This is a genomic window from Henriciella sp., from assembly GCF_049649345.1.
In the GTDB taxonomy this organism is placed as follows: Bacteria; Pseudomonadota; Alphaproteobacteria; order Caulobacterales; family Hyphomonadaceae; genus Henriciella.
This window is the reverse complement of record NZ_JBARZC010000245.1, coordinates 1-2,323: the sequence shown is the minus strand read 5'-3', so window position 1 is coordinate 2,323 and position 2,323 is coordinate 1. Positions and strand designations below refer to the sequence as shown.

2 protein-coding genes are annotated in these 2,323 nt (G+C 57.8%); both read left to right on the top strand.

Translation table 11 applies throughout. The annotated features are described in order from the left end of the window. Positions 1-1,060, top strand: a 1,060-nt coding sequence (locus tag WA989_RS06325; RefSeq protein ID WP_424339660.1) for a 7TM domain-containing protein, incomplete at its 5' end; no start/stop codon positions are given. Next, entirely contained in the window at positions 1,057-2,034 is a 978-nt protein-coding gene (locus WA989_RS06320) for an alpha-L-glutamate ligase-like protein (protein ID WP_424339659.1), read from the top strand. The genes WA989_RS06325 and WA989_RS06320, both read left to right, overlap by 4 nt. Positions 2,035-2,323: the final 289 nt, after the last annotated feature.

Genomic DNA, 2,323 nt, shown 5'->3' with positions numbered 1-2,323 from the left:
CCTGAACGCCGATGAAGAAGACGACCGCATTACGACGATAATCGAGGGCGGCCCCACGGAAATAGGGAACGTCTCGGACCGGCTGGTATTCCTGCTGAACGCGGCAGGCACGCCTGCGCGGCATGTTCAGGGTATCATGCTTGATACCGATACACGCCAGGCCCCACTGGAAAGCTGGGTCGAGTATTGGCTGGACGATACCTGGGTCAGCGCCAGCGGCAGAACCGCAGAGCCTCTCGACAATTCGCGGACGCTCCCGATCGTGTATGATCGTGCACCCATCGTTGATGGAGACGGGTTTCGCCGGCTGGGTGTGTCGTGGTCCGTCGCGCGAAACTTCGAAAGTCAGCTCGTCCGGGCCATGGAGCGCGGCGAAGAGTTTGCGCCGTGGGTCAATGCGACATCGCTGCTGACCCTGCCGGTCGATCTGCAGCTTGTCTTTCGGGTCCTGCTCCTTATCCCGCTCGGCGCTCTGATTATCGTGATCCTGAAGCAAGTTATCGGCGTGCCTGCCTTTGGTACTTTCATGCCAATCCTGATTGCGCTGGCCTTCCGCGAACCGCAGCTGTTTACCGGCATGGTGCTGTTTGTCGGGATTGTCGCGACCGGTCTCGTCCTGCGCGCCTATTTCAATCAGCTTCAATTATTGCTCGTGCCGCGCCTCGCGGCTGTGCTGATCATCGTTACTTTCCTGATGATGGCGATCGCCCTGTTTGGCGAAGCGGCAGGCATTCAGACAGGGCTGTCCATCTCTCTGTTCCCGATCGTAATTATCACAATGACGATTGAACGGATGTCACTGACCTGGGAGGAGGCTGGTGCGAAAGATGCCATGAAGAAGGCCGTCGGGTCGCTCGCCTGCGCCGTTCCCGGTTATTACATTCTGACCAGCGAATATATTGAGCATATTGCGATCGTGTTTCCTGAACTGCTTCTCATCGTCCTGGCCATCGTGCTCGTTCTCGGCCGGTATACCGGTTACAAAGCCACCGAATTCGTGCGCTTCAAGGTTCTCGCCGATCAGGCCGAACAGGCAGAGCCATCCAAATCATCAACATGAAACCCTTCACCCGCCTCGCTAAGTCCGGTGTTCTCGGCATCAATAGCCGAAACCTGGACTTCATCGCGGCCTATAATCCAAGACGCTTCTATCCGCTCGTCGACGACAAGGTCATCACCAAGCAGCTGGCCAAGGAAGCAGGCGTCACTGTTCCGGAACAGTTTGGTGTCATTCGTTATGGCGGCGAGATCGATCTGATCGAGAGTATCGCCCGCAAGCATTCGAGCTTTGTGGTGAAACCCTCCCGCGGTTCAGGCGGCGGCGGCATCATGGTGTTCAATGGTCTCGCAAAGAGCGGGCTTCGCAGGATGAATGGCCAGATCACGCCCTGGTCGGACGTCAAATATCATCTCAGCAATATGCTGTCGGGTATGTTCTCCATGGGAGATGGCTCCGACCATGTCCTGATCGAAGAGCGATTGGTTCCGCATTCGGCCTTCTCGAAGCTCGCTTTCGGCGGCGTGCCGGATGTTCGTGTCATTGTGTTTCGCGGCGTACCAATCATGTCGATGCTGAGGCTGCCGACTGCAGAATCCGACGGTAAGGCCAACCTACACCAAGGCGGTGTCGGAGCCGGGATCGATCTGGTGACCGGGATCACGACAAGAGGCGTGCAACACAATGATTCGATTGATCTGCACCCCGATTTCGAGACGCCTGTTCGGGACTTCCAGGTGCCAGCCTGGGCAGACATCCTCGACCTGGCCGCGAGGCTGGGACACCATATCGGCCTCGGCTATGTCGGTGTAGACATTGTGATCTGCGAGCATAAAGGCCCGACACTGCTTGAGCTCAATGCTCGTCCCGGTATCGCGATCCAGACGGCAAATCTAAGAGGCCTTCGGCCGCTGCTCCTGCCAATCCATGACCTTCCTTCCGTACCGGAAGACGTCCATGAGCGTATCGAAATCGCGAAGGCCAACTGGCGCGGCGAACCGCTTGATCGCTTCGTCGCGCCCGGTGAATCAGGGTAGACGGTTCGTTGCGCCTTGTCTTTTGTATTGGTCGCCTCAATCGCATCGCGCGCGGCTTTCCATTCGGCATCGCCCCACGCCGTCAGCATTGCAAAATTTCCGCCAGACGCATTGTAAGCCGCACCATCGATCGCAATGGTCTGCCCGTTCACATATTCGGCGCCCGGCCCCATTAGGAAGACGGCCAGATTGACCAGTTCATGCATCTCGCCGACGCGGCCCATCGGATTTCCAGTGCCGGAGTCCATGCGTTTGGCACCATCTGCATCAGGCGCCAGCCGCTTTGACA